The sequence below is a fragment of the Nocardia sp. MDA0666 genome, from assembly GCF_003023875.1.
In the GTDB taxonomy this organism is placed as follows: Bacteria; Actinomycetota; Actinomycetes; order Mycobacteriales; family Mycobacteriaceae; genus Nocardia; species Nocardia aobensis.
This window is the reverse complement of record NZ_PYHT01000005.1, coordinates 119,123-143,249: the sequence shown is the minus strand read 5'-3', so window position 1 is coordinate 143,249 and position 24,127 is coordinate 119,123. Positions and strand designations below refer to the sequence as shown.

The 24,127-nt window shown below is 67.2% G+C and carries 24 protein-coding genes; 20 read left to right on the top strand and 4 right to left on the bottom strand.

The genetic code is table 11. The annotated features are described in order from the left end of the window. The first annotated feature begins 15 nt into the window (after positions 1-15). The 9 genes from C8258_RS10575 to nrdF all read left to right on the top strand — a co-directional run bounded on the left by C8258_RS10575 (position 16) and on the right by nrdF (position 9,102). A complete protein-coding gene (locus C8258_RS10575; RefSeq protein ID WP_106955174.1) occupies positions 16-579 on the top strand; it encodes an NAD(P)H-dependent oxidoreductase in 564 nt (187 codons plus the stop codon). Positions 580-745: 166 nt separating this feature from the next. Further along, positions 746-868: a type B 50S ribosomal protein L36 gene (gene ykgO / locus C8258_RS10570; protein WP_106955018.1), complete on the top strand. Its 123-nt coding sequence runs from the start codon at positions 746-748 to the stop codon at positions 866-868. 479 nt (positions 869-1,347) lie between these two features. After that, positions 1,348-1,581 carry a redoxin NrdH gene (locus C8258_RS10565; RefSeq protein ID WP_039780008.1) on the top strand — a complete coding sequence of 78 codons (234 nt, stop codon included), beginning with the start codon at positions 1,348-1,350 and terminating at the stop codon, positions 1,579-1,581. Between the two features lie 44 nt (positions 1,582-1,625). After that, on the top strand, positions 1,626-2,129 hold the full coding sequence (nrdI, locus tag C8258_RS10560) for a class Ib ribonucleoside-diphosphate reductase assembly flavoprotein NrdI (RefSeq protein WP_051756104.1): 504 nt from the start codon (positions 1,626-1,628) through the stop codon (positions 2,127-2,129). A 35-nt stretch (positions 2,130-2,164) separates the two neighbouring features. Continuing rightward, entirely contained in the window at positions 2,165-4,270 is a 2,106-nt protein-coding gene (nrdE, locus tag C8258_RS10555; RefSeq protein ID WP_039780005.1) for a class 1b ribonucleoside-diphosphate reductase subunit alpha, read from the top strand. Between the two features lie 31 nt (positions 4,271-4,301). Then, positions 4,302-5,066 (top strand): NUMOD3 domain-containing DNA-binding protein, encoded by a 765-nt coding sequence (locus tag C8258_RS10550; RefSeq protein WP_106955017.1) that lies wholly within the window; start codon positions 4,302-4,304, stop codon positions 5,064-5,066. Positions 5,067-5,419: 353 nt separating this feature from the next. Beyond that, the gene (gene mgtE, locus C8258_RS10545) at positions 5,420-6,886 is read left to right on the top strand and encodes a magnesium transporter (RefSeq protein ID WP_106955016.1); all 1,467 of its coding nucleotides are present in this window, start codon (positions 5,420-5,422) and stop codon (positions 6,884-6,886) included. 178 nt (positions 6,887-7,064) lie between these two features. Continuing rightward, a complete protein-coding gene (locus tag C8258_RS10540; RefSeq protein WP_106955015.1) occupies positions 7,065-7,733 on the top strand; it encodes an alpha/beta fold hydrolase in 669 nt (222 codons plus the stop codon). Positions 7,734-8,139: 406 nt separating this feature from the next. Next, positions 8,140-9,102, top strand: coding sequence for a class 1b ribonucleoside-diphosphate reductase subunit beta (gene nrdF, locus C8258_RS10535; protein WP_036504083.1), 963 nt, complete (start codon positions 8,140-8,142; stop codon positions 9,100-9,102). A gap of 109 nt (positions 9,103-9,211) precedes the next feature. On the opposite strand, the gene C8258_RS10530 is transcribed toward nrdF, so the two are convergent. Next, a complete protein-coding gene (locus tag C8258_RS10530) occupies positions 9,212-9,658 on the bottom strand; it encodes a MarR family winged helix-turn-helix transcriptional regulator (protein WP_106955014.1) in 447 nt (148 codons plus the stop codon). Positions 9,659-9,715: 57 nt separating this feature from the next. Between C8258_RS10530 and C8258_RS10525 the strand changes: the two genes are divergently transcribed. Then, positions 9,716-10,090, top strand: a complete 375-nt coding sequence (locus tag C8258_RS10525; protein ID WP_106955013.1) for a VOC family protein — start codon at positions 9,716-9,718, stop codon at positions 10,088-10,090. 159 nt (positions 10,091-10,249) lie between these two features. On the opposite strand, the gene C8258_RS10520 is transcribed toward C8258_RS10525, so the two are convergent. After that, the gene (locus C8258_RS10520) at positions 10,250-10,819 is read right to left on the bottom strand and encodes an AAA family ATPase (RefSeq protein WP_158271243.1); all 570 of its coding nucleotides are present in this window, start codon (positions 10,817-10,819) and stop codon (positions 10,250-10,252) included. A gap of 89 nt (positions 10,820-10,908) precedes the next feature. Between C8258_RS10520 and C8258_RS32865 the strand changes: the two genes are divergently transcribed. After that, positions 10,909-11,409 (top strand): hypothetical protein, encoded by a 501-nt coding sequence (locus C8258_RS32865; RefSeq protein WP_199195657.1) that lies wholly within the window; start codon positions 10,909-10,911, stop codon positions 11,407-11,409. Between the two features lie 33 nt (positions 11,410-11,442). Here C8258_RS32865 and C8258_RS10510 read toward each other — a convergent pair whose 3' ends face one another. Then, positions 11,443-12,519, bottom strand: a complete 1,077-nt coding sequence (locus C8258_RS10510) for an ABC transporter substrate-binding protein (RefSeq protein ID WP_106955011.1) — start codon at positions 12,517-12,519, stop codon at positions 11,443-11,445. 199 nt (positions 12,520-12,718) lie between these two features. On the opposite strand from C8258_RS10510, the gene ctaD reads away from it, so the two are divergent. From ctaD to C8258_RS10470, 8 genes are all read left to right on the top strand, one after another. Beyond that, positions 12,719-14,455 carry a cytochrome c oxidase subunit I gene (ctaD, locus tag C8258_RS10505; protein WP_063010105.1) on the top strand — a complete coding sequence of 579 codons (1,737 nt, stop codon included), beginning with the start codon at positions 12,719-12,721 and terminating at the stop codon, positions 14,453-14,455. Between the two features lie 221 nt (positions 14,456-14,676). Continuing rightward, positions 14,677-15,930 carry a phosphoserine phosphatase SerB gene (gene serB / locus C8258_RS10500; protein WP_036504167.1) on the top strand — a complete coding sequence of 418 codons (1,254 nt, stop codon included), beginning with the start codon at positions 14,677-14,679 and terminating at the stop codon, positions 15,928-15,930. Next, complete coding sequence (locus tag C8258_RS10495; protein ID WP_106955010.1) at positions 15,930-16,721, top strand: peptidyl-tRNA hydrolase; 792 nt, start codon at positions 15,930-15,932, stop codon at positions 16,719-16,721. The genes serB and C8258_RS10495 overlap by 1 nt, the downstream gene beginning before the upstream one ends. 127 nt (positions 16,722-16,848) lie before the next feature. Further along, complete coding sequence (locus tag C8258_RS10490; RefSeq protein WP_106955009.1) at positions 16,849-17,679, top strand: ABC transporter ATP-binding protein; 831 nt, start codon at positions 16,849-16,851, stop codon at positions 17,677-17,679. A 77-nt stretch (positions 17,680-17,756) separates the two neighbouring features. Then, the gene (locus C8258_RS10485; protein WP_106955008.1) at positions 17,757-18,590 is read left to right on the top strand and encodes an NUDIX domain-containing protein; all 834 of its coding nucleotides are present in this window, start codon (positions 17,757-17,759) and stop codon (positions 18,588-18,590) included. A gap of 58 nt (positions 18,591-18,648) precedes the next feature. Further along, positions 18,649-19,413 (top strand): enoyl-CoA hydratase-related protein, encoded by a 765-nt coding sequence (locus tag C8258_RS10480; protein WP_106955007.1) that lies wholly within the window; start codon positions 18,649-18,651, stop codon positions 19,411-19,413. A gap of 36 nt (positions 19,414-19,449) precedes the next feature. Next, a complete protein-coding gene (locus C8258_RS10475) occupies positions 19,450-20,427 on the top strand; it encodes a class I SAM-dependent methyltransferase (RefSeq protein WP_036504065.1) in 978 nt (325 codons plus the stop codon). 39 nt (positions 20,428-20,466) lie between these two features. Further along, positions 20,467-21,714: an SAM-dependent methyltransferase gene (locus C8258_RS10470; RefSeq protein WP_106955006.1), complete on the top strand. Its 1,248-nt coding sequence runs from the start codon at positions 20,467-20,469 to the stop codon at positions 21,712-21,714. Between the two features lie 9 nt (positions 21,715-21,723). On the opposite strand, the gene C8258_RS10465 is transcribed toward C8258_RS10470, so the two are convergent. Next, positions 21,724-23,028, bottom strand: a complete 1,305-nt coding sequence (locus C8258_RS10465) for a PQQ-binding-like beta-propeller repeat protein (protein WP_233224999.1) — start codon at positions 23,026-23,028, stop codon at positions 21,724-21,726. A gap of 336 nt (positions 23,029-23,364) precedes the next feature. Here C8258_RS10465 and C8258_RS10460 point away from each other — a divergent pair, with 336 nt between their 5' ends. Next, the gene (locus C8258_RS10460) at positions 23,365-24,108 is read left to right on the top strand and encodes an acyltransferase (RefSeq protein ID WP_199195665.1); all 744 of its coding nucleotides are present in this window, start codon (positions 23,365-23,367) and stop codon (positions 24,106-24,108) included. Positions 24,109-24,127 lie beyond the last annotated feature (19 nt).

Sequence of the window (24,127 nt, the reverse complement as noted above, 5' to 3'; positions counted from 1 at the left end):
GCACAAGGAGTGATCATGTCACAGACTCGCATTCTGGCTCTCGTCGGCAGCTTGCGTGCCGGTTCGATCAACCGGCAGCTGGCCGAGGCCGCCGCCCAGACCGCACCGGAAGGTGTCGAGGTCGATATCTACGACGGTCTCGGCAATATTCCTTTCTACAACGAGGACATCGACGTACCGGGTCAGGTGCCCGCGCCGGCGCAGGCGCTGCGTGACGCCGTCGCCGCCGCCGACGCGCTGGTGCTGTTCGTCCCCGAATACAACGGGACCATCCCGGCCGTACTCAAGAACGCCATCGACTGGGCCTCGCGTCCCTACGGCGCGGGTTCGATCAAGGCCAAGCCGGTCGCCGTGGTCAGCGCCTCGATCAGCCAGAACGCCGCGAAGTGGGCGCACGGTGACACGGTGAAGGCGGTCGGCGTGGCCGGCGGCACCGTCGTGGAGAGCGCGCACCTGCACTTCGGCACCATCGGCCAGCGCTTCGGCGAGGCCCATCCGCGCGAGGACGCCGAGGCTCTGACCCAGCTCGCCGCCGCGATCACCGAACTGGTCGCCGCGCGGGAATCGGTCAACGCCTGAGTGTGAGACGGTAACCGGCTCGAGCTTTCGAGGGGTCGCACCCGACGGTGCGGCCCCTCTGTGGCGTCGGGGCCGGTCATCGGTCGGGCGTGACGTGACGGGCGTCCTAACGGCCGAGGTCCACGGCGTTATAGGATATGAAAACCATTTCCAATAGGAGGTCGTCATGAAGGTGCGGAACTCGCTGCGTTCGCTGAAGGACAAGCCGGGTGCCCAGGTGGTGCGACGCCATGGCAAGACCTATGTGATCAACAAGAAGGAGCCGCGGTTCAAGGCTCGCCAGGGCTGATCCGGTCCGGCTGCGACACGCCGGAGTAGGTGGCGGAAGGCCGCGTTCGTCCCCTCGGACGGATGCGGCATTCGGCCGTTTCGGGTGTGCACGAACGCGCCTGCTGAGGTCGGTGTGACCGGTGTGACCAGAGGTGGCATTGGGTTTGCTGGGAGAGAGCTGCGACATGAAATCGTGATCTGCGCCACTGTCGTGTCGGGTTGCGAATCGACTGTCCTGGTACTTACGGCCGCCGAATTTCATCTTTGTGGTTCGCAACATGTCGTGTTGTATGAATCTGTCGGCCACTAGGTGTAGTGTCTTGAACGCTGGAAGGGGAGACGAACTCCGAGCCGATCACCACCGTGTGATCGCCGGTGGTGCCCCTACTTCCAGGGGTTTGCGCAGTACCAGATGGATCGTGCTCAGTACGGATGCTCACAGCAGATGGCGTACCGATTCAAGGCTGCATCGGATAAGGCAAGGAGAGAGGGTCACCCATGAGTATCACGGTCTACACCAAGCCCGCTTGTGTCCAGTGCAACGCCACCTACCGCGCGCTCGACAAGGCCGGTGTGGAGTACGACGTCGTCGATATCTCCGAGAACCCCGAGGCCCGCGACTACGTGATGGCGCTGGGATATCTGCAGGCCCCCGTCGTCGTCGCCGGCGACGAGCACTGGTCCGGTTTCCGTCCGGACCGCATCAAGTCCCTGGTGACCGCAGCGGCCTGATCCGCTTCGGTCACCGTTCGTCCGATGTGGGAAGGGGGAGTGGGATGGCTGGGTTGTCCGGGGAAGGGACCCAATCGACGCCCGCTCTGGTCTACTTCTCGAGCGCTTCGGAGAACACGCACCGCTTCGTCGAACGGCTGGGTTTGCCGGCCGTTCGCATTCCGCTCCACACCGCCGATTCGCTGCGCGTCGACACGCCCTATGTGCTGATCTGCCCCACCTACGGTGGCGGCCGGCATGTGTTCGACGCGCAGCGCGGCGAGGGGGCAGCCGGGCGTTCGGACAAGGAATTCGTCCCCAGGCAGGTGGCGAAATTCCTCAACGATCCGCATAATCGTGCGCTGTTGCGCGGGGTGATCGCGGCCGGCAACACGAACTTCGGCGATACGTATTGCTATGCGGGAGAGGTGATCTCGCGCAAATGCGGGGTGCCGTACCTGTATCGATTCGAACTGATGGGAACCGCCGAGGACGTCGAGCGCGTCCGAGAGGGATTGGGATTGTTTTGGCAACGACAACAGCACCGGCCGGAAAGACGGCCCGCCTAGAGCGCCCGGTCAGCACCGAGACCTCGACCGAGGGCTTGGACTATCACGCGCTCAACGCGATGCTGAATCTGTACGGACCGAATGGCGAGATTCAGTTCGACAAGGATGTCGCCGCCGCCCGGCAGTACTTCCTGCAGCATGTCAACCAGAACACCGTCTTCTTCCACAACCTCGACGAGAAGCTCGACTACCTCGTGGAGGAGAACTACTACGAGCCCGAGGTGCTCGACCAGTACAGCCGGGCCTTCGTCAAGAAGCTGTTCCAGCAGGCCTACGCCAAGAAGTTCCGGTTCCCGACCTTCCTCGGCGCCTTCAAGTACTACACGTCCTACACGCTGAAGACCTTCGACGGGAAGCGCTATCTGGAGCGGTTCGAGGACCGGGTCTGCATGGTCGCGCTGACCCTGGCCGCCGGTGACGAGGTCCTCGCGCAGCAGCTCGTCGAGGAGATCATCGACGGCCGCTTCCAGCCGGCTACCCCGACGTTCCTGAACTCGGGCAAGAAGCAGCGCGGCGAACCGGTCTCCTGCTTCCTGCTGCGCATCGAGGACAACATGGAGTCCATCGGGCGCTCCATCAACTCGGCGTTGCAGCTGTCCAAGCGTGGCGGCGGAGTCGCGTTGCTGCTGAGCAACATTCGCGAGCACGGCGCGCCGATCAAGAAGATCGAGAACCAGTCCTCCGGCGTCATCCCCATCATGAAGCTGCTCGAGGACTCCTTCTCCTACGCCAATCAGCTCGGCGCGCGCCAGGGTGCGGGTGCGGTGTACCTGCACGCGCACCACCCCGACATCTACCGCTTCCTCGATACCAAGCGGGAGAACGCGGACGAGAAGATCCGCATCAAGACGCTCTCGCTGGGTGTGGTGATTCCCGACATCACCTTCGAGCTGGCGAAGAAGAACGAGGACATGTACCTGTTCTCGCCCTACGACGTCGAGCGCATCTACGGTGTGCCGTTCGCCGATATCGACGTCACCGAGAAGTACTACGAGATGGTCGACGACAAGCGCATCCGCAAGTCGAAGATCAACGCCCGCGAGTTCTTCCAGACCATCGCCGAGCTGCAGTTCGAATCCGGTTACCCCTACATCATGTTCGAGGACACGGTGAACCGGGCCAACCCGATCAAGGGCAAGATCACCCACTCCAACCTGTGCTCGGAGATCCTGCAGGTCTCCACGCCGTCGGTGTTCAACGACGACCTGTCCTACGCGAAGGTCGGCAAGGACATCTCCTGCAACCTGGGTTCGCTCAATATCGCCAAGGCCATGGACTCACCGGATTTCGGGCAGACCATCGAGGTCGCGATCCGGGCGCTGACCGCGGTCTCGGATCAGACCCACATCTACTCGGTGCCCTCGATCGAACAGGGCAACAACGAATCCCACGCGATCGGCCTGGGCCAGATGAACCTGCACGGGTATCTGGCGCGCGAACGGGTCCACTACGGATCCGAAGAAGGTGTGGACTTCACCAACATCTACTTCTACACCGTCGCCTACCACGCGGTGCGGGCCTCCAACAAGCTCGCCATCGAGCGCGGCACGGCCTTCGGCGGTTTCCCGGAGTCGAAGTACGCCAGCGGCGAATACTTCGACAAGTACACCGAACAGGCATGGGAGCCGAAGACCGACCGCGTGCGGGAGATCTTCGCCGAGGCGGGCGTGCACATCCCGACCCAGGAGGACTGGCGCGAGCTGAAGGCCTCGGTCATGGAGCACGGCATCTACAACCAGAACCTGCAGGCGGTGCCGCCGACCGGGTCGATCTCCTACATCAACCACTCCACCAGCTCGATTCACCCGGTGGCGTCGAAGATCGAGATCCGCAAGGAAGGCAAGATCGGCCGCGTCTACTACCCGGCCCCCTACCTGACCAACGACAATCTCGACTACTTCGCCGACGCCTACGACATCGGCTACGAGAAGATCATCGACACCTACGCCGCGGCCACCCAGCATGTGGACCAAGGCCTGTCGCTGACCTTGTTCTTCAAGGACAGCGCCACCACCCGCGATGTCAACAAGGCCCAGATCTACGCCTGGCGCAAGGGAATCAAGACCCTGTACTACATCCGCATCCGCCAAATGGCTTTGCAAGGGACTGAAATTGAGAATTGTGTCTCCTGCATGTTGTAATCGCGCATAGTCGATTCGGTGCGGGGGTGCGATGGATAAGCCGAAATACGGTGTCATCTACGGAGTTCGCCTCCGCACCGAGTACGACTATCGCTATGTAGGGCTCACGACGAAGCTGGAGCACGTACGGCTCCGTCAACACTTCAAGGCAGCTGCGGCAGGTCGCAAGACGCCGTTCTACGACTGGCTGCGCAAACAGGACCGTGACGCCGTCGTTGCGGATGTCCTGGACTGGGTTTACGGCCTCGAGGATCTGGGCCGGGCTGAAATCGCATGGATCGCCTATCTACGGAAAGAAGGTCAGCCGCTACTCAACCTGTCCGAGGGTGGACTGGGGCCTGTTGGTGTGATCTGGACCGCCGAAATGCGGGAGGCCGCGCGGATTCGGTCGACCGGACGTCCGGGTGTGAGTCGTTTCGGTGACGAGAATCCGTTTTTCGGCCGCACACACTCGGCATCGCAACGCGCGAAATGGTCGGTCGACCGCAACGGCTCGTTTCGAGGCGAAGCGAACCCCAACTTCGGGAAGTTCGGCGCCGCGCACCCGGGATTCGGCCATGCGATGCCGGAAGAATCGCGTCGGCGTCTTTCGGAAATGCGAATGGGTGCGGGAAATCCGAACTTCGGGCGGACGGCCAGCCCTGAGACTCGGGCGAAGATGTCCGCCGCCCGCAAGGGACGACCGATGCCTTCGAGCAGGCGCAATGCCCACACCCGACATCACACGAACAAGGGTGTCTTCAAGGAGACATGTCGATATTGCGTCGAGGATGCGGCCGAAACGAAGGACGAGTGAGGGGGGCGGCGGCCGTCGTAGTGATCACCCCTCGCTCGGTGCATGCGCGAAATCGAAGTTTCGTGGTTCGGCGCGGCGGCGGTTGGGGGTGTAACCTGCATCCGGGCGCTGTGCGTCCGGGCGATGACCAGGCGACGAGGCAGGTTATCGGGGTGCCGGGAGGGCATCCGAAATTCTCTGACGGTGAAGTGCTGGCGATGAGGAGGTGGGTGGCTGTGCGTAGCGAACCCCCGAGTCGAAGGCCGCGCGGCGCCGTCCTCCTGTTCTGCCGGTAGAGCTTTCGGTGGCGAGGTCGGTGCCTCGCGGTGTGATCCGTGACCCCGTACCCACTCGCAGTATGCCGAGGTTCTGTCATGTCGACCGATCTGTTCTTTGTCGCGCCCGCACGCCCTGATGTCCCGGATGACGGACACGCGGCGACCCCTACGCAGGCCGATACGGCGGTCCACAGTGCCGCCACTGCCGAAACGACTGTCGCCGAACAGCATTCGGATCACGTCTCGCTTCGCGACCTCATCGACGACCGCCGTGTCGACGCCGCGCTGAACTGGCTGGACGACCACGTCCCGCATCGGATCGCCGACGAACTCGCGCGCATGGACGCCGTGCACGCCGGCATCGCGTTCCGGCTGCTCGACAAGGACCGGGCGCTGGCGGTGTTCGAGGAGCTCGAGCCGGTCGACCAGCAGCAGATCCTGTCCGGAATGCGCGATCAGAGCTTCCGGGAACTGGTCGAAGGCATGGACCCCGACGACCGGGCCCGGATGCTGCGCGAAGCCCCCGCGACGGTCGCGAAGAAGGTGCTGGCCGGGCTGAGCCCACGCGAACGTCGGATGACCGCGGCGCTGCTCGGCTACCCCGAGGGGTCGGTCGGTCGCTACATGACGCCGGAAGCCGTTGCGCTGCATTGTGATCTGACCGTCGAACAGGCGCTGCGGGTGGTTCGCACCAAGGGCGCGCATGCGGAGACCGTGTACACGCTGCCGGTGGTGGACGGCGGTCGCCGGCTCACCGGCGTGGTCGAGATGCGTGAACTGGTCCTCAGCGATCCCGGCACGATGCTGACCGAACTCGTCGTCACCGCACCGGTTTTCGCCCGCGCGACCGATGCCGCGGAGAAGGCGGCGCGGCTCATGCGCGAGACCAACCTGATCAACCTGCCGGTCGTCGACAGTGAGGACCGGCTGGTCGGACTGCTGACCATCGACGACGCGGTCGAGGTCATCGAGGCCGCCGACAGCGAGGATGTGGCACGGCAGGCCGGTGCCAGCCCCTGGTCCGGGCACTACATGGCCGCCGGTGTGTTCCAGCTGGCCCGCTACCGCGCGATGTGGTTGCTGTTGCTGCTGGTCGCGGCCACCCTGACGGTCACGGTCACCGACGCGTTCGAGGCGACGCTGGCCCAGGCCGCGAATCTGGCGCTGTTCATTCCGCTGCTGATCGGCGCGGGCGGCAATGCCGGTGCGCAGGCGGCGACCTCGTGCGTGCGGGCCTTGGCCGTCGGCGAGGTGCGGGTGTCGGATCTGCTGAAGGTCATCTGGCGCGAATGCCGGGTCGGATTGGTGCTGGGCTCGATGCTCGCGGTGGTCGGCACGGTCATCGGAGCGGCGTTCGTCGGCGCGCAGATCGCGCTGGTCGTCGGCATCACCCTGGTGATCATCTGTGGCTGGGCCGCGACCATCGGCGGCACGATGCCGTTGCTGGCCAAGAAATTACGCATCGACCCGGCGGTCATCTCCGCGCCCATGGTGACGACGCTGGTCGATGCGACCGGGCTGATCATCTACTTCACGACCGCGAAGCTCGTACTGGGGATCTGAGTCGGGACTGCGCACTTCGGGAGCAGATACAGGGCACCTGCCGAGCTTGGCGGCGAACAGGTATCACATGGCTTTCTATCGGTAGCAAGCCACACTCCTCGCCGGTGAGACTGTCTCCACGCGAAGTGATCGAGGTAGCGTGCCTCGACTCCGCGGCTGGAGAAAGTGGGAAAAGCACATGGGGACATACGTTTTGGTGCCCGGCGGTTGGAAGGGTTCCTGGTCGTTCGAGACGGTGGTTCCACTCCTGGAGCAAGCCGGTCACACCGTCCACGCCCTGACCCTGACCGGCCTGCGGCCGGACGACGACGCCGCGACGGTCGCGACGACCACCCTCGACACCCACGCCGACGACGTCGTGCGATTCCTCGACCACGCCCGCCTCACCGGCGTGACGCTGGTCGGTCACAGTTACGGCGGAATGGTGATCGCCGCGGCCGCCGACCGCGCCGGCGGCCGGATCTCCCGCCTGGTGCATCTCGACGCGTACGTCCCCCGCGACGGCGAATCGTGCTGGTCCGCAACGAACGACTACTTCCGCGAGGTCCTCGCCGCGGGCGCCGCGACCACCGGCTACGCCGTCCGCCCACCCGGCAACGGCGACCCCCGCCGCCGCCCCCACCCCCTCGCGTCCTTCATGCAGACGATCCGGCTCACCGGCGCATTCGCCCGAGTCCCGCGCCGAGAGTTCGTCTACTGCTCCGGCTGGGAAGACCACACCCCCTTCGCCGGCCTCCGCACCCGCCTCCAAGCCGACCCCGAATGGCTGGTCCACGACCTCCCGACCGGCCACGACGCCATGCACGAGGCCCCGCAGGCCGTGGCCGAACTGCTGCTGAGCGAGTGAGGGCGGCTCGTCCGGGTGAACTTTTCGTGCAAACCTCCGTGAAAATGTGAGAAAACTGCTGAAGCCGACCAGGTTTGCACGATTAGTGCACACCACCGGCGTGCGAAACGGTCGCCGGGTCGAGGTGCCGAGTCTCGGTCGGGAGCAAACCCCGTCCGGGACCATCGATTCCTGCGGGCATCCGGCAAACTCTCGGCATCATTGCTGCGATCGTGGCGGCGGCAGTAGCCTGTGCATCGCGCGCTCGTCATTCGCTCGCGGCCGCGGTGTGGAACTTCCCACCCCGGAACGCATTTGCCCAGGACATGGGAGACACAAGCCCTTGTGCTGTGCTGAGCGGAGGTCCACTAGGAGTAGTGTCCGAGCGTACAATGACCGGCGAAGCGGGAAGGGTGAGTGAGCGGGCGTGAAGCTGATCGATCGAGTGTCTGCGATCAACTGGAATCGGGTGCCCGACGAGAAGGATGCCGAGGTCTGGGACCGGCTCGTCGGCAACTTCTGGTTGCCGGAGAAGGTTCCGGTATCGAACGACATTCCGTCGTGGGCCACGCTGAACGCGCAGGAGAAGCAGCTGACCATGCGGGTGTTCACGGGCTTGACCCTGCTGGACACCATCCAGGGCACCGTCGGCGCGGTGAGCCTGATTCCGGACGCGCGCACCCCGCACGAGGAGGCGGTGTACACCAATATCGCGTTCATGGAGTCGGTGCACGCCAAGAGCTACAGCTCCATCTTTTCCACGCTGTGCTCCACCCGTGAGATCGACGACGCCTTCCGCTGGTCGGAGGAGAACCCGAATCTGCAGCGCAAGGCCGAGATCGTGCTCGAGTACTACCGGGGCGACGAGCCGCTCAAGCGCAAGGTGGCCTCCACGCTGCTGGAGAGCTTCCTGTTCTACTCCGGTTTCTACCTGCCGATGTACTGGTCCTCGCGCGCCAAGCTCACCAACACCGCCGACCTGATCCGCCTGATCATCCGCGACGAGGCCGTGCACGGCTACTACATCGGCTACAAGTACCAGAAGGGTCTCGAGGACCTCACTCAGCCCGAGCGTGACGAACTCAAGAACTACACCTTCGAGTTGCTGTTCGAGCTGTACGAGAACGAGGTCGAATACACCCAGGACCTCTACGACGAGGTCGGCCTCACCGAGGACGTCAAGAAGTTCCTGCGCTACAACGCCAACAAGGCGCTGATGAACCTCGGCTACGAGGGTCTGTTCCCGCGCGACGAGACCGACGTCAATCCGGCGATCCTCTCGGCGCTGTCCCCGAACGCCGACGAGAACCACGACTTCTTCTCCGGCTCCGGTTCCAGCTATGTCATCGGCAAGGCGGTCAACACCGAGGACGAGGACTGGGAGTTCTGAGTTTCGCTCTCACGTGACAACCCGGGCGTATCGCATTGCGTACGTCCGGGTTTCGCTTATGTAGGGCAGGGCCGATGTGCCGGTCGACCCTTGGGGCGGATGGAGTCGTTCAGTGCTTCGTCGGATCGAGAGCTTCCGCGCACGTGGTCAGGTCGCGGTGCAGGCGTTCTGCGTTGCCTGCGGGCAGGGCCGCGATCATCCGACTCTCGACCTCGGCGACGAGGTGACTGGCCCGTGCGAGCAGGCGGGCGCCCTCGGCGGTGAGTCGAGTCGGTAAGGCCCGCCCGTGCGGTGCGGCGGACGGACGTTCCAGGAGACCGCGATCCTCCAGACCTTGCAGCACCGTATGCATGGACTGGCGTGTGACGAACGCGCCGCGAGCCAGCTCCGCCGCGGACAGGCCCGGTCGCTGACCCAGCAGTTCGAGGCATGCGTATTGCGGCACGCTCAGGCCCAACGGCCGCAGGGCGGTGTCCATGGCGCCGCGCAAGGCCGCCGCGGCCTGTTTGAGGACATAACCCACGGACGAATCGAGGTCCACCTTCTCTTGCGACATGTCAGGATTCTGACATATCCTTCTATGTCAGAACCCTGACATAGAAGGAGAAAGCTCATGTCTACTGTGACCGGACCCGATTTCATCGCCCTGCAGGTGCGTGATGTGGATGCGGCGGCCGAGTTCTACGAGACGCATCTCGGATTGCGCCGCGCTCCGGCGAGCCCGCCCGGTGCGGTCGTATTCGACACGGCCCCGGTGTCTTTCGCGGTGCGGACGCCGCTGCCGGGCGTCGATCTCGATGCCGTCGCGCCGCGCCCGGGCGCCGGTGTCGCACTGTGGCTGCATGCCGGCGACGCGCAGCAAATGCACGATCATCTGGCCGCTGCCGGAGTCTCGATCCTCGCCGCACCCGTCGACGGCCCCTTCGGCCGAACCTTCACCTTCGCCGATCCCGATGGATATGCCGTCACCATCCACGACCGCGCCTGAGGTCGGCGACATCTCGAGGGCTCCGCGGTCGCCAATCAGATGGCGGCAACAGGTGGTAGTCGAGGCTGAGGCGCTGTGCGCAAGCGCTCGGACGTTGTCCGCGTCACCGAGGGGCTCGGGGTGGGCGGAGGCTCCGGTCGCTGCCGAAGCTGGTATCGGTCAAGTGCGCTGGGGTGGAAGGAGATTCGATGCCCGGCCGGGCTCGGTATCGTCGGTGGCTCGGTCGATCCGTTCGGTCAAATCGGCGTAGTCGACCGGGATGGTCGTGTCGACGACGACGAGCGGGACGAGTCCCAAGGGCGTCGCCTGGTCCGCCCAGAGGTCCCAGTGCGTGCTCAGGCGCTCGTTGTCGTGGAAGAAGTCGGCACGGCGCCGTCGCGTGTAGCGGGCCCTCGCCACCGCCGCCGGCGCGTCGCACCAGACTTCGACGGCCCGGTCCGCGCCGACCTTCTCGATACCGGCGCGGGCGAATTCCCGGTCGCGCGGTGCGAACCACCAGGAATCGATGACGACCGAGGTGGGGCTGGTTCGGGCCAGGGACCAGACCGCGTCCATCGCGACACCGCCCAGATCCGGGAGACCGGCGGGGTCGTCGACGCAGGCCGCCAACGCCTTCTTGACCGTGTCCTTCGAAAGGAATCGGGCGCCCAGGACCCGTGCCAGCGCCTGTCCGACGGTCGATTTACCGGCGCCCGGAAGACCGTTCACCAGCACGAGAAGTCTGCCCACCCGTCCCATCATGACGTGCCCGGACGCGGTACGGCCCGGATGCGGTGGGGTGAGTGTCGATCGGGCCGACCGCTCGGTATTATTCGAATATGTGTTCGAGTGCCGGTGGGGGTGTGTCGTCGGAGGGGACGGGCGATGGGTTCTCCGGCCGGGCGCCGCGACGGCTTCCGGACGGTGTTCCGCGGACCGAGGGGACCGAACCGCAGCTGCAGTATCCGAACGAGGCCGGCTATTACTACCGGGTGCTCGTGCAGCCGCCGAAACCGGTGTGGGTGCGGTTGGATGCGATTCTGATCCGGGATCCGGGCACGCCCCGGCACGTCAACGGGGCGGGGCTGGATATGACGGGGGAGCGGCCGGGGACGTTGACGCACTGGGTGCCCTCGTTCAGCGGTGAGTGGCTGGGCCGGGTGAATTTCTCGGTCTGTTACGCGGACGGGCGGACGCCGCTGCATCTCACCGACCAGTTGGTGCCCGCCTACGCGCTACGCCCACGCGCGGCCGCCGACGATCCGCGCCAACCACCGCCGGGCCGGCCGAATACGTCGTCGCGTATCGAGAGACGGGCGGGCGACGCGGACGGTCGTTGAACCGGGGCGCGACGCCTGCCGCGCGTCCTCGGCTCAGTCCGTCACGTACCCGTTGAGCGTCTTGCGCAGGTCGTCGAGGATCGCCCGCGCGGCGGTGAGCCCGGAACCGTGCCAGAGATCGTCCTCGACGGCGAAATCGCGCTTGTCGGAGACGGCGCCGAGCGCTTTCCAGTCGTCGCCCTTCATCACTGATTCGCCGTGGCTCTTACCGTCGGGGCCGTCGAACATCAGATAGATGATGTCGCCCTCGATCTTGTTGCGGTCGCTTTCGGTGGCGAGGCTGTCCACCGTGAACGAGCGATCGCGCTGGGCGCCGGGGCGCTGCACGCCGGCGTCGGCAAGGACCTGTCCCGCGAACGTGTCGGTGCCCTGGACCTGAATATCCTTGGGGGAGAAGCGGATCACCGACGCCTGCGACAGGTTGGCGGCGATCGAGGCCCCAGTTTCGCGGGCGTCCGTGCGGTAGTCCGCGAGCGCCTTCGCGCCGGCCGAACCGCGTCCCAGCGCCTCGGCGTAGGCGGTGAAATCGTCCTGCCAGCCGCGATGGTCGACCAGCACGGTCGGGGCGATCCCGCGCAGCGCGGCGAGATCCCCGTCACCCGCGGCGCCGAGAATCAGATCCGGTTGCAGCGTGGAGATTTTGGCCGTGTCCACCGCCCCCGAGGTCCCCACGCTCGGGATCTTCAGGACGCCGGTGCCCAGATAGTTCGGCTGCGGCGCCGGTCCGGCCGCGGTGGTCGTGCCGACGACCCGCTCCCACAGGCCCACCGCGCAGACCGCGTCCAGCGCGGCGGTATCCAGCACGACAATGCGTTTCGGATCCGCGGGCACCTGGGTCCCCGCCACCGTGTGGGTGCCCGAGGCCTGGTCGGGGGCGCTGGGCAGGGCGCAGGCGCGGGTGGTGTCGCGCTCGATGCCGACCACGCTCGCGCCGGCGATATTGGTGGTGGTCCGGACGATCGAACTCGACGCGTCGTCGCCCCCGGTGCCGCAGCCGGTGGCCAGGAGGGCCACGGCGCCCGCGGCCGCACCGCCGAGCGCGAGCCGGCGCGCACTGGTGCGCTTGCGGGTCTTGGGCTTTCGGGTGGAGACGCGTTCGCTCACCGGCATGCAGCGTAGGGTACATGCGCCCACGTGCAGGATGATTGCGGCACCGTCCGCGCGGCGAATACGACACAGAGTAGGACCCCGTCGGACGCCTGCGACGCCACGGTTTACGATGCCTCTAGCGCAAGCCACCGTCGTTTCGTCATGCGCCGGAACGCACGAGCGTGCGAAACGAGCAGAAGGCACACCTTCAGGAGGATCAGTGACTGCTGTAGAGCCCCAGCCAGTCCCCAAGCTGGAAGCGACACGGCCGTATCCGGCACGACTGGGCCCGAAGGGTTCGTTCATCTACAAGGCCGTCACCACCACGGACCCCAAGGTCCTCGGTGTGATGTACCTGGTGACCGCGATGTCGTTCTTCATGATCGGCGGTCTGATGGCCCTGCTGATGCGTGGTGAGCTCGCTCGTCCGGGTCTGCAGTTCCTGTCGCCGGAGCAGTTCAACCAGCTGTTCACCATGCACGGCACGATCATGCTGCTGTTCTATGCGACCGCGATCGTGTTCGGCTTCGCCAACATCGTGCTGCCGCTGCAGATCGGTGCGCCCGACGTCGCCTTCCCGCGTCTGAACGCGTTCAGCTACTGGCTGTACCTGTTCGGCGCGACCATGGCGACCGCGGGTTTCATCACCCCCGGTGGCGCCGCCGACTTCGGCTGGACCGCCTACACCCCGCTGTCGGACATCGTGCACTCCCCGGGTGTCGGCGCCGACCTGTGGATTCTGGGTCTGGCCGTCTCCGGTCTGGGCACCATCCTCGGTGGTGTCAACATGCTGACCACCGTCGTCTGCCTGCGCTGCCCGGGTATGACCCTGTTCCGGATGCCGATCTTCACCTGGAACATCGCCGTCACCAGCGTCCTCGTGCTGCTGGCCTTCCCGCTGCTGACCGCCGCGCTGATGGCGCTGGCCTACGACCGTCACCTGGGCGGCCACATCTACGACCCGGCCACCGGCGGTTCGCTGCTCTACCAGCACCTGTTCTGGTACTTCGGCCACCCCGAGGTGTACATCATCGCGCTGCCGTTCTTCGGCATCGTGTCCGAGATCTTCCCGGTCTTCAGCCGTAAGCCGATCTTCGGTTACACCACTCTGGTCTACGCGACCCTGGGCATCGCCGCGCTGTCGATCGCGGTGTGGGCGCACCACATGTACGCCACCGGTGCGGTGCTGCTGCCGTACTTCTCGTTCATGACCTTCCTGATCGCGGTTCCGACCGGTGTGAAGTTCTTCAACTGGATCGGCACGATGTGGAAGGGCCAGTTGACCTTCGAATCACCGATGTTGTTCTCGGTCGGCTTCCTGGTCACGTTCCTCTTCGGTGGTCTGTCGGGCGTCATCCTGGCCAGCCCGCCGCTGGACTTCCACGTGTCCGACACCTACTTCGTGGTCGCGCACTTCCACTACGTGCTCTTCGGCACCATCGTGTTCGCCACCTTCGCCGGTATCTACTTCTGGTTCCCGAAGATGACCGGCCGCATGCTGGACGAGCGCCTGGGCAAGTGGCACTTCTGGGCGACCATGGTCGGCTTCCACACCACCTTCCTGGTGCAGCACTGGCTGGGTAACGAGGGCATGCCGCGTCGTTACGCGGACTACCTGCCGACCGACGGTTTCACCACCCTGAACACGATCTCCACGATCGGCGCCTTCATCCTCGGTGCCTCGACGCTGCCGTTCATCTGGAACGTCTTCAAGAGCTACCGCTACGGCGAGGTCGTGACCGTGGACGATCCGTGGGGCTACGGCAACTCGCTGGAGTGGGCCACCACCTGCCCGCCGCCGCGGCACAACTTCTACGAGCTGCCGCGGATCCGCTCCGAGCGTCCGGCGTTCGAGCTGCACTACCCGCACATGGTGGAGCGCATGCGGGCCGAGGCGCACGTGGGCTGGGGCTCGAAGTCTCATCACGTGGCCGAGCTCGAGAAGGTGCCGAGCTAGTACCCCGCATCGAGTAGCGAAGTCCCGGCGCGGCGGCCGTCCAGTGCGACGGCCGCCGCGTTCGGCGTTTCGGGGGTGCCGCGCCGGGCCGGAGGGTGTGGCGGTGCCTCCGGTGACCGGTGCGCGCCGGTGGCCGCACCCGACCTGAGAGAATGTTCGCTGGCCGCCGGCGGACCGCGATCGCCGGCGCGAGGAGCTGTGACGAAGAGATGGAGTTGCGCGTGGGCACGTCCGAGTCCGATCGTGGCACCGCCACCGAGACGACGGTGCTGATCACGGTCACCGGACCCGATAAACCGGGCGTGACCTCGGTGCTGCTGGCGGCGCTGTCCCGGCACGGCGTGAGCCTGCTGGACGTGGAGCAGGTCGTGATCCGGGGCCGGCTGACCCTCGGTGTGCTGGTGACGAGTCCGGGCGATCCGGAGGACCTGCAGGATCAGCTCGAGGACGCGATGGCGACGGTCGGCATGCAGGTCGATGTCGAGATCGGCGCCAACTCGGTCTCCGGGGCGCCGCTGTCCACACACGCGGTGGTGGTGCTCGGCAGCCCGGTGACCGCTCGCGCGTTCAGTACGATCGCCCGCACGCTGGCCGCGCAGGAGGTCAACATCGACTCCATCCGCGGCATCGCCGACTATCCCGTGACCGGCCTCGAGCTGATGGTCACCGCGCCGGCGACCGAGGACCCGCTGGCCGAAACCCGCCTGCGCACGGCGCTGGCCGAGGTCGCCGCGAAGGAGAAGGTCGACGTCGCCGTCGAGCGCGCGGGGCTGGCCCGGCGGGCCAAGCGGCTCATCGTCTTCGATGTCGACTCCACCCTCATCCAGGGTGAGGTGATCGAGATGCTCGCCGCGCACGCCGGTGTCGAGGAGGAGGTCCGCAAGGTCACCGAGGCCGCGATGCGCGGGGAGATCGACTTCGCCGAATCGCTGCGCCAGCGCGTCGCCACCCTCACCGGACTGGACGAGACGGTGATCGATCAGGTCGCCGAGCGGATCGAACTGACCCCCGGCGCGCGGACCACCATTCGCACCCTGCGCCGGCTCGGATTCCGCTGCGGCGTGGTCTCGGGCGGCTTCCGGCAGGTCATCGAACCGCTGGCGCACGAGCTGGAATTGGATTTCGTGCACGCCAACACCCTCGAGGTGGTCGACGGCAAGCTCACCGGTCAGGTCATCGGCGAGATCGTCGACCGGCCCGGAAAGGCGGTGGCGCTGCGGCGTTTCGCGGCCGAGGCCGGCGTGCCGATGGAACAGACCGTCGCGGTCGGCGACGGCGCCAACGACATCGACATGCTCAACGCGGCCGGCCTGGGTATCGCCTTCCAGGCCAAGCCCGCACTGCGGGAGGTCGCCGACACGGCACTGTCGCACCCGTTCCTGGACGCGGTGTTGTTCATCCTCGGTGTCACCCGCGACGAGGTCGAGGCCGCGGACGCCCGCGACGGTCTGCTGCGCCGGGTGCCGCTGAGCTGATGACCGAACCCGAGCTCGACGCGCCCGGCCCCGGCGCCGCACCGCCGCTCGTGCTGGATTCCGGTTTCCGCGCCCGGCATGCGGAGCTGGCGCTCGGCTACGGTGGCGGCGGCGATCCGGACGATCCCGCGCAGGTGCAGGCGATGCAGATGGTCCTGCACATTCCGAAAGCCGAACCGCCGCTGCGCAGTGCGGTGCTGGAGGCGGCCGCAGCTGCGGCCGTCGCGCTGTGCCTGGATCCACGCGTCGGCCCGGGCGGGGAGTGGGAGCCGCGCTATCTCGCGTGGAAGCGGTCGCGGATACGGAAGGTGGCGCGGCGAGCTCGGGGTGCGCAGTGGATCTCGGCCGGAGATGTCGAGGGCATCACGATCGACGTGGACGGCGCCCAGGCCCGCGCCCTCGTGCCGGGCCCGGTGGGCGAGGTCGACCCGCGCATCCGCAAACTGCAGATCGGCGGCACCGACCTCGAACACGACGAACCCGGCCCACCGGCCCCGGAATCGCCTGTGCTGTGGGTGAATTCGGCTCTCGGGATGACCGTCGGCAAGGCGGCGGCGCAGGTCGGTCACGCGAGCATGTTGCTGGCCGGTGCGCTGCCGGTGGAACAGGCCTTCGCCTGGGCGCAGCGCGGATTCCGCTGCGTGGTCCGTGACGCGGAGCCGGATCACTGGGCCCGGCTGTGCGCCCGGGTGAACGGCGGCGCCGGGCCGGAGACGGTCGCCGCGGTCCGGGATGCCGGATTCACCGAAGTGGCGCCGGGTTCGATGACGGTGATCGCGGTGGCACCGTAGGGTGCTCAAACGTGCGGAATCTCACTGCGGCAATGGCCGATTCGGATCGTGAGGGAGCGGGAGGCCGACTATGACGGATAGCGTGCACACCGACCACGTTGGCAACGGATCGAGCGCGTCGGCAAAGATGGAGCTCGTGCCGCAACCGGATCCCGATCTGCTCATCGACTTCAACGAGGTGACCGTCCGGCGGTCGGGCCACACGCTGGTGGGTCCCGTCACCTGGCAGGTGGAGCTCGACGAACGCTGGGTCGTGCTCGGCCCCAACGGCGCCGGGAAGACGTCGCTGCTGCGGATGGCCGCCGCCGAGCTGTATCCGACCTCGGGGTCGGCCACGCTGCTGGGTGAGGTGCTCGGCAAGACCGATATCAGCGAACTGCGTCCGCGCATCGGCCTGTCGTCGGCCGCGGTGGCCAGCCGGATCCCGGTGGAGGAGAAGGTGTCGGATCTGGTGGTGTCGGCGGGGTACGCCGTGATGGGCCGCTGGCGCGAGCGCTACGACGAGGTCGACACCGATCGCGCCGTCGACATCCTGGAAAGCCTGGGCGCCGAACATCTTTCCGACCGCGCCTACGGAACGCTGTCCGAAGGCGAACGCAAACGTGTCCTCATCGCCCGCGCCCTGATGACCGATCCCGAACTGCTGCTGCTCGACGAACCGGCCGCCGGGCTGGATCTGGGTGGCCGCGAGGAACTGGTCGAGCAACTGGGCGATCTGGCCGCCGACCCGGATGCTCCGGCGACCGTGCTGGTCACCCATCACGTCGAGGAGATTCCGCCCGGCTTCACCCACGCGCTGTTGCTCAACGAGGGCGATGTGATCGCCCAGGGCCTGCTCGCGGATGTGCTGACCGCGGAGAATCTCAGCGAGGCCTTCCGTCAGTCCATCGCTCTCGATCGCATCGACGGACGGTATTTCGCGCGGCGCTCGCAACGCTTCGGCCGCCACCGCGCCTGAACCCCGAGCGGCGGGCGCCGGCGCTGCTTTCGGACACCTGCTGCCGATCGGAACCGAGCGCGCGTTATGGTGCGATTGTGAGTGAATCTGTTGCGGAAACCCCGGCCCAGCCACCGGCGCCGAAGGACGCTTCGACCGTAGTGCTCGTGCGTGACGGCGCATCCGGTCCGGAGGTTTTCCTGCAACGACGGGTCAAGGCGATGGCTTTCGCGGCCGGCATGACGGTCTTTCCCGGCGGTGGTGTCGACCCCTCCGACGCCGATGCGGAAATCGGCTGGGCCGGGCCGGACCCGACGTGGTGGGGGCAGCGTTTCGGGGTCGATCGCGCTCGCGCGCAGGCGCTGGTGTGTGCCGCGGTCCGGGAGACCTTCGAGGAATGCGGTGTGCTGCTGGCGGGCCCGACCGCCGACACCGTCGTCTCCGACACCGTCGCCTACCGCAGTGCCCGGGAGAAGCTCGAGCGCCGCGAACTGTCGTTCGGCGATTTCCTGGCGAACGAGAATCTGATCCTGCGTGCGGATCTGCTGCGCCCGTGGGACAACTGGATCACCCCGGTGGTGGAACCGCGCCGCTACGACACCTACTTCTTCGTCGCGGTCCTGCCCGAGGGGCAGCGCGCCGACGGCGCCACCACCGAGGCGCACGACGTCGCGTGGCGGACCCCGGCGCAGGCGCTGGATCGCTGGCGGGCCGGCGAGGACGTCCTGCTGCCGCCGACCTGGACCCAGCTGAGCTCCATCGCCGAATTCGCCTCCACCGCAGAGATTCTCGCGGACGACCGCGCGATCAGCCCGATCATGCCGATCTTCGAACCGGTCGACGGTCAGCCGATGCTGCAGTTCCCGAACAACACCCGCTATTTCGCCGATATGCCGGACGCGTCGCGGCTGCAGGGTTCGAAGCGAGACTGAGCCCGCGCGAACATCCCGACGTCCGGTGCGTCCCGCCGCGCACAGTAGGCTCGCCGCCGTGGCCGAATTCGTGACCGTGGACCGTGTCGAGGCGGGAATCGCCGTACTGCGTTTCGCGCGGCCGCCGCTGAATCTCATCGATCTGCAGCTGGCGCTGGAACTCGCGGCGGCCGCCGACGCCCTCGCGGCGGACGACGAGGTGCGGGCCGTGATCGTCTACGGCGACGAGCGAATCTTCAGCGCGGGCGACGACGTCGATGAACTCGCGCGGTGGACGCCCCGGCAGGCCGGCGCCGTCGCCGCGGATCTGCAGCAGGCGCTGGGTTGTCTGGCCCGGATTCCGCAGCCGACGATCGCCGCCATCACCGGGTACGCGGTCGGTGCGGGACTCGAGCTCGCTCTGGGCGCCGACCGCCGGTTGATCGGTGACAACGTGAAACTGGGCTTGCCGCAGATCCGGGCGGGCCTGATCCCGGTGGCCGGCATCCGCCGGCTGGGGCTGCTCGTGGGCCCGGGCCCGGCCAAGGATCTGGTGTACACCGGCCGCTATGTCGATGCCGAGGAGGCGGCGGCGATCGGGCTGGTCGACGAGGTGGTCGCCCCCGACGACGTCTTCGGTGCGGCGCTGCGGTGGGCGCGGCAGTTCACCACCGGCCCGGCCCGCGCGCTGGCCGCCGCGAAACGGGTCTTCGAGGCCGGTCCGCACGGCCTGGACCGCGCCCGCGCCGAGTGGGCGGAGCTGTTCGAAACAGAAGACCGCAGCGTAGGAACACGTTCTTATTCGGCGTCCGGTCCGGGCGCCGCGGAATTCCTGGGCCGCTGACCCACTCCGTGTGATCACTCGATACGCTGTGCGACCATGACCGCACGTCTTGACGACCCCGCGCCGAACCCGCACGCCACCGAGGCCGAGGTCCAGGCCGCGCTCACCGACAACAAGCTTGCGCAGGTCCTCTACCACGACTGGGAGGCGGAGACCTACGACGACAAATGGTCCATCTCCTACGACGAGCGGTGCATCGAGTACGCGCGCGGCCGCTTCGACGCCGTCGCCCCGAATGCGCCGCTGCCGTACGAGCGGGCCCTCGAACTCGGTTGCGGCACCGGCTTCTTCCTGTTGAATCTGATGCAGGCCGGGGTGGCGAAAACCGGTTCGGTGACCGACCTTTCGCCGGGCATGGTAAAGGTCGCCACCCGCAACGCGCAGAACCTGGGGCTGGATGTCGACGGCCGCGTCGCCGACGCCGAGACCATCCCCTACGAGGACGACACCTTCGACCTGGTCGTGGGACATGCTGTGCTGCATCACATTCCGGACGTGGAGCAGGCGCTGCGGGAATGCCTGCGGGTGCTGAAGCCGGGCGGCCGCTTCGTCTTCGCCGGTGAGCCGACCACCATCGGCAACTTCTACGCCCGCAAACTGGGCCAGATCACCTGGAAGGTCACCACCGAGGTGACCAAGCTGCCGTTCCTGTCCGACTGGCGGCGACCGCAGGCCGAACTGGACGAGTCGTCGCGGGCCGCGGCCCTGGAGGCCGTCGTCGACCTGCACACCTTCGATCCCTCCGAACTCGAGCAGATCGCCCGCAGCGCGGGCGCCGTGCAGGTGCATGCCGAGACCGAGGAATTCGCCGCCGCGCTGTGGGGCTGGCCGGTGCGCACCTTCGAGGCCGCGGTGCCGGAGGAGAAACTGACCTGGCGCTACCGGATGGCCCAGTACAAGGCGTGGCTCGGTCTGAGCAAGCTCGACGAGAAGGTGCTGCGCCACGTGGTGCCGCGCCAGTTCTTCTACAACGCCATGATCACCGGCGTGAAGCCGGGTGCCGCCGGAAAGTAGTGGGCGGCAGGCTGTTTCGCACCGGCCGGGGCCGCGCTGATGGGATATTCGTTCACCTCGCGAGACGTCGACTATCTGGACAGTGCGGCCGGCCGGGACGCGCTGTCCGCGGTCGGAGAACACGCGCTGACTCCCGCGACGATGCTGCGGGATCTGGATACTCTGCGGCGTGACTACGGCGACCGCACGTCCGCACTGGTGGAGACCGTGCGGCTGCGCCGGCGCGCGGCGGCCAAACTCGACGACGCGGCCGGGTGGCTGTTCACCGACGACGCCCTGCAGCAGGCGACGCCGAGTCTCGTGGCGCGGCATCGGGCCCGGCGGCTGGCGGGGCGTCCCGTGCACGACGTCACGTGCTCGGTCGGCGCGGAACTGGCCGCGCTGCGGCGCGAATGCCCGGCGGTGCTCGGCAGCGATCTGGACCGGGTGCGGCTGGCGATGGCCGCGCACAATCTGGCCGACGCGCCGAATGTCGCTCTGCTGCAGGCCGATGCGCTGCGGCCGTGCAGTACCGGCACCGTGGTGATAGCCGATCCGGCACGCCGCGCGGGAGGCCGACGCACCCACGATCCGGATCGGCTGCAACCACCGTTACCGCAGCTGCTGGCCGCTCATCGTGACCGCGATCTGGTCGTGAAATGCGCTCCCGGACTGGATTTCGACCGTTTCGCGCTGCGCCGGCCGGACGCGCAACCCCTGCCCGCGCGAACGGATCGGTCGGCGGCCGACGGCTACGCGGGGCTCTCCTGGGACGGTGAGGTCGAGGTCGTGTCCCTCGACGGCGCCGTGCGCGAAGCCTGCCTGTGGTCGCGCGGACTCACCGAATCCGGCGTGACCAGGCGGGCGACGGTGCTGCGTAGCGACGGTTCGTCGTGGTCGCTGACCGATGCCGAGCCCGACGACCTTCCCGAACGGGAGCCCGGAACCTGGCTCGTCGACCCGGACGGCGCGGTGGTCCGGGCCGGTCTGGTCCGCCATTACGCCGCGAGATACGGCCTGTGGCAACTGGACCCGCGCATCGCCTACCTCACCGGCGACACTGTGCCGCCAGGGGTGCGCGGGTTCCGCATTCTGGATCGGCTGGAATTCCGGGAGAAGGCGCTGCGCGCCGAACTGCACCGCCGCGACTGCGGTCCGCTCGAGATCCTGATCCGCGGCGTCGACGTCGATCCCGATGCGCTGCGCCGCCGGATCAAACCGCGGGGCAGCACCCCGCACACCGTGGTGATCACCCGGATCGGCCGGACCGCAACGGCATTCGTCTGCGAAACCCCGCCGGCCCGGTGAGCGGGGAGATCAGCGGTCCGGTGTGAAGGCGAACAGTTCGCCGATCCGGGTGCCGACCACGACCTGGCCGTCGGGCCCGATCGCGGTGGACACCGTCGTGCCCTGCGCACCCGGCAGCGGAGCGGAGGCGATCGTCTTGCCCGACTTCGTGTCGAAGGTCAGCAGATGCAGCGCCTCACCCATCGGCACCACCACGTAGCCGGTGTCGCCGGCGGTCTGCACCGGACGGCCGCGCAGCGTGAGATCTTTGCGCTCCCAGGCGATATCGACGCGGTCGCCGGTGTCGCGCAACGCCATCAGATGTCCGTCGTCGCCGGCCGGAATCAGCAGGCCGTCGAGCAGGGAGATGCCGCCGCGCGGAGTGAAGCCCAGCGGCTGCGTCCACTTCGTGTGGCCGTCGGCGGTGTCGACGGCGAGCAGCCGTCCGCTGTTGTCGCCCACGTACAGCGTCTTCCCGTCCGCCGACAGCGCCGGGCTCGTCGCGCTGCCGTCGGTGAGGATGTCGACGCTCCAGTCCTGGGTGACCTTCCTGTCGGCGTAGTGCAGCGCCACCAGGGACGCCGCAGGGGCGCCGGTGCGCCAGGCGGTCAGATAGAAACGGCCCGAATTCGGGTCGAGCGCAGACACATTCGCCACCGCGCACTGCGGACCGCCGACGGCGCAGTCGTCGATGCCCTGCCCGTCCGGCGGGCGCGTGACGTTCGGATGGGCGAGGAAGTCGGGGTCGCCCAGCACCTGATAGGTCGACACCTCGCGGTCGCCGGTCTGGCGGTCCAGAACGTCGACCTGACCGGACTGCGACACCGACAACACGGTGCCGTCGTGGGTGAACTGCACCGAGACCGGAACGCCGGCAACGGGAGTGCGCCAGCGCGGTTGCCCCAGCGGGTTGAACGAGAACACCGCGCCGTCGTCACCCACGTACACATTGCTCGCCCCGTCGACTGCCGAGGCCGCCGCGACGGCATCCGGTCCCAGCGCATTGCAGAAGCGCTTGCGGCCGGTGGGCATCTGGAAGGAGAAGATCGTGCCGGTGCTCCCCGGCTTGCCGACACAGTCGGTGGTGGTGCGGGAGGTGACGAACAGCTGGCCGTCCGGGCCGATCGTGGTCGCATTCGCCAACGGGCCGCCGATCGGCCGCGACCAGCTCAGACTCAGATGGCGGGCGCCGGTGACCGAACTCGCGCCGCTGTTGCGGGCGTCGTGGAACGCCGACTGCCAGCCCTTGCCGGAACCCACCTTGATGTCGTCGACGGTGCTGCTGCCGCATCCGGTCAGCATCAGTAGGCCCAGGGTGCCCACCGCCGCGATCACGCGCCTCGGGGCGCCTCCCCGAATCACCGAGTGGCGCAAGATCGTCGGGTGGTGTCCGCCGCGGTCGTGCTCGCTGCGCTCGGGTCGCCGGCTGCCGCTTCGCACCTGCTGGACTCCCATCTGTTCGTAACGGGCCTGCACGAGACTAGAACATTCACCGCCGTGACAGCGTGCTGGGTGAGAATGCGACCGGCCCTCCGGCCGCCGGGGAGTGGCGGCGACCCGATTTCCCGGGGCGCAAGCGCGTGTCCCCGGTGCGAAAGTACGCTGGTACCTCGATCAGGTGACCACCGAGGTAACCGTCGCCCGAGGAAAGGGAGCTGGCCCGTGACGAGCATGTGGGGCGCACCGTTGCGTTCGCGTTGGCGGGGTTCGCGCCGCCGGGATCCGGAGCAGGCGCGCTTTCTGACCGTGGCGTCGCTGCGCTGGGTCCTCGCCAATCGGGCGTACACGCCGTGGTATCTGGTGCGGTACTACCGGCTGTTCAAATTCCGGATGGCGAATCCGCATATCGTGCTGCGCGGCATGGTCTTCCTGGGCCGCAATGTCGAGATCCACGCCACCCCGGAGCTCGGCCGCATGGAGATCGGCAAATGGGTGCACATCGGCGACGGGAACGCGCTGCGCTGCCACGAGGGTTCGCTGCGCATCGGCGACAAGGTGGTTTTCGGTAAGGACAACGTCGTCAACACCTACCTCGATATCGAGATCGGCGAGTCGACCCTGGTCGCGGACTGGTGCTACATCTGCGACTTCGACCATCGGATGGACGATGTGACGATGCCGATCAAGGATCAGGGCATCGTGAAGAGTCCGGTCCGCATCGGCCCCGACACCTGGATCGCGGCCAAGGTGACCGTGCTGCGCGAGACCCGGGTCGGCCGCGGCTGCGTGCTCGGGGCCCATGCCGTGGTGAAGGGTGAGATCCCCGACTTCAGCATCGCCGTCGGCGCTCCGGCCCGGGTGGTCAAGAACCGCAAGAAGGCCTGGGACGACGCCGCCGAGGAGCGGGCCCGGCATGCCGCCGCCCTGGCCGATATCGAACGCAAGAAGGCGGGAGTCGGCGCCGGATCGGACTGATCCGGCGAACCTGCGTTGC

What these genes read in the sequence shown, in the direction of transcription:
- C8258_RS10565 (WP_039780008.1), top strand. Translation starts at nt 1,348, where the DNA reads ATGAGTATCACGGTCTACACCAAGCCCGCTTGTGTCCAGTGCAACGCC.
- C8258_RS10530 (WP_106955014.1), bottom strand. Translation starts at nt 9,658, where the DNA reads ATGTCGCAAGAGAAGGTGGACCTCGATTCGTCCGTGGGTTATGTCCTC.
- C8258_RS10460 (WP_199195665.1), top strand. Translation starts at nt 23,365, where the DNA reads ATGTGGGGCGCACCGTTGCGTTCGCGTTGGCGGGGTTCGCGCCGCCGG.
- C8258_RS10550 (WP_106955017.1), top strand. Translation starts at nt 4,302, where the DNA reads ATGGATAAGCCGAAATACGGTGTCATCTACGGAGTTCGCCTCCGCACC.
- C8258_RS32865 (WP_199195657.1), top strand. Translation starts at nt 10,909, where the DNA reads ATGTGTTCGAGTGCCGGTGGGGGTGTGTCGTCGGAGGGGACGGGCGAT.
- C8258_RS10490 (WP_106955009.1), top strand. Translation starts at nt 16,849, where the DNA reads ATGGAGCTCGTGCCGCAACCGGATCCCGATCTGCTCATCGACTTCAAC.
- ykgO (WP_106955018.1), top strand. Translation starts at nt 746, where the DNA reads ATGAAGGTGCGGAACTCGCTGCGTTCGCTGAAGGACAAGCCGGGTGCC.
- C8258_RS10510 (WP_106955011.1), bottom strand. Translation starts at nt 12,519, where the DNA reads ATGCCGGTGAGCGAACGCGTCTCCACCCGAAAGCCCAAGACCCGCAAG.
- C8258_RS10575 (WP_106955174.1), top strand. Translation starts at nt 16, where the DNA reads ATGTCACAGACTCGCATTCTGGCTCTCGTCGGCAGCTTGCGTGCCGGT.
- nrdI (WP_051756104.1), top strand. Translation starts at nt 1,626, where the DNA reads ATGGCTGGGTTGTCCGGGGAAGGGACCCAATCGACGCCCGCTCTGGTC.
- mgtE (WP_106955016.1), top strand. Translation starts at nt 5,420, where the DNA reads ATGTCGACCGATCTGTTCTTTGTCGCGCCCGCACGCCCTGATGTCCCG.
- C8258_RS10525 (WP_106955013.1), top strand. Translation starts at nt 9,716, where the DNA reads ATGTCTACTGTGACCGGACCCGATTTCATCGCCCTGCAGGTGCGTGAT.
- C8258_RS10475 (WP_036504065.1), top strand. Translation starts at nt 19,450, where the DNA reads ATGACCGCACGTCTTGACGACCCCGCGCCGAACCCGCACGCCACCGAG.
- C8258_RS10470 (WP_106955006.1), top strand. Translation starts at nt 20,467, where the DNA reads ATGGGATATTCGTTCACCTCGCGAGACGTCGACTATCTGGACAGTGCG.
- C8258_RS10495 (WP_106955010.1), top strand. Translation starts at nt 15,930, where the DNA reads ATGACCGAACCCGAGCTCGACGCGCCCGGCCCCGGCGCCGCACCGCCG.
- C8258_RS10540 (WP_106955015.1), top strand. Translation starts at nt 7,065, where the DNA reads ATGGGGACATACGTTTTGGTGCCCGGCGGTTGGAAGGGTTCCTGGTCG.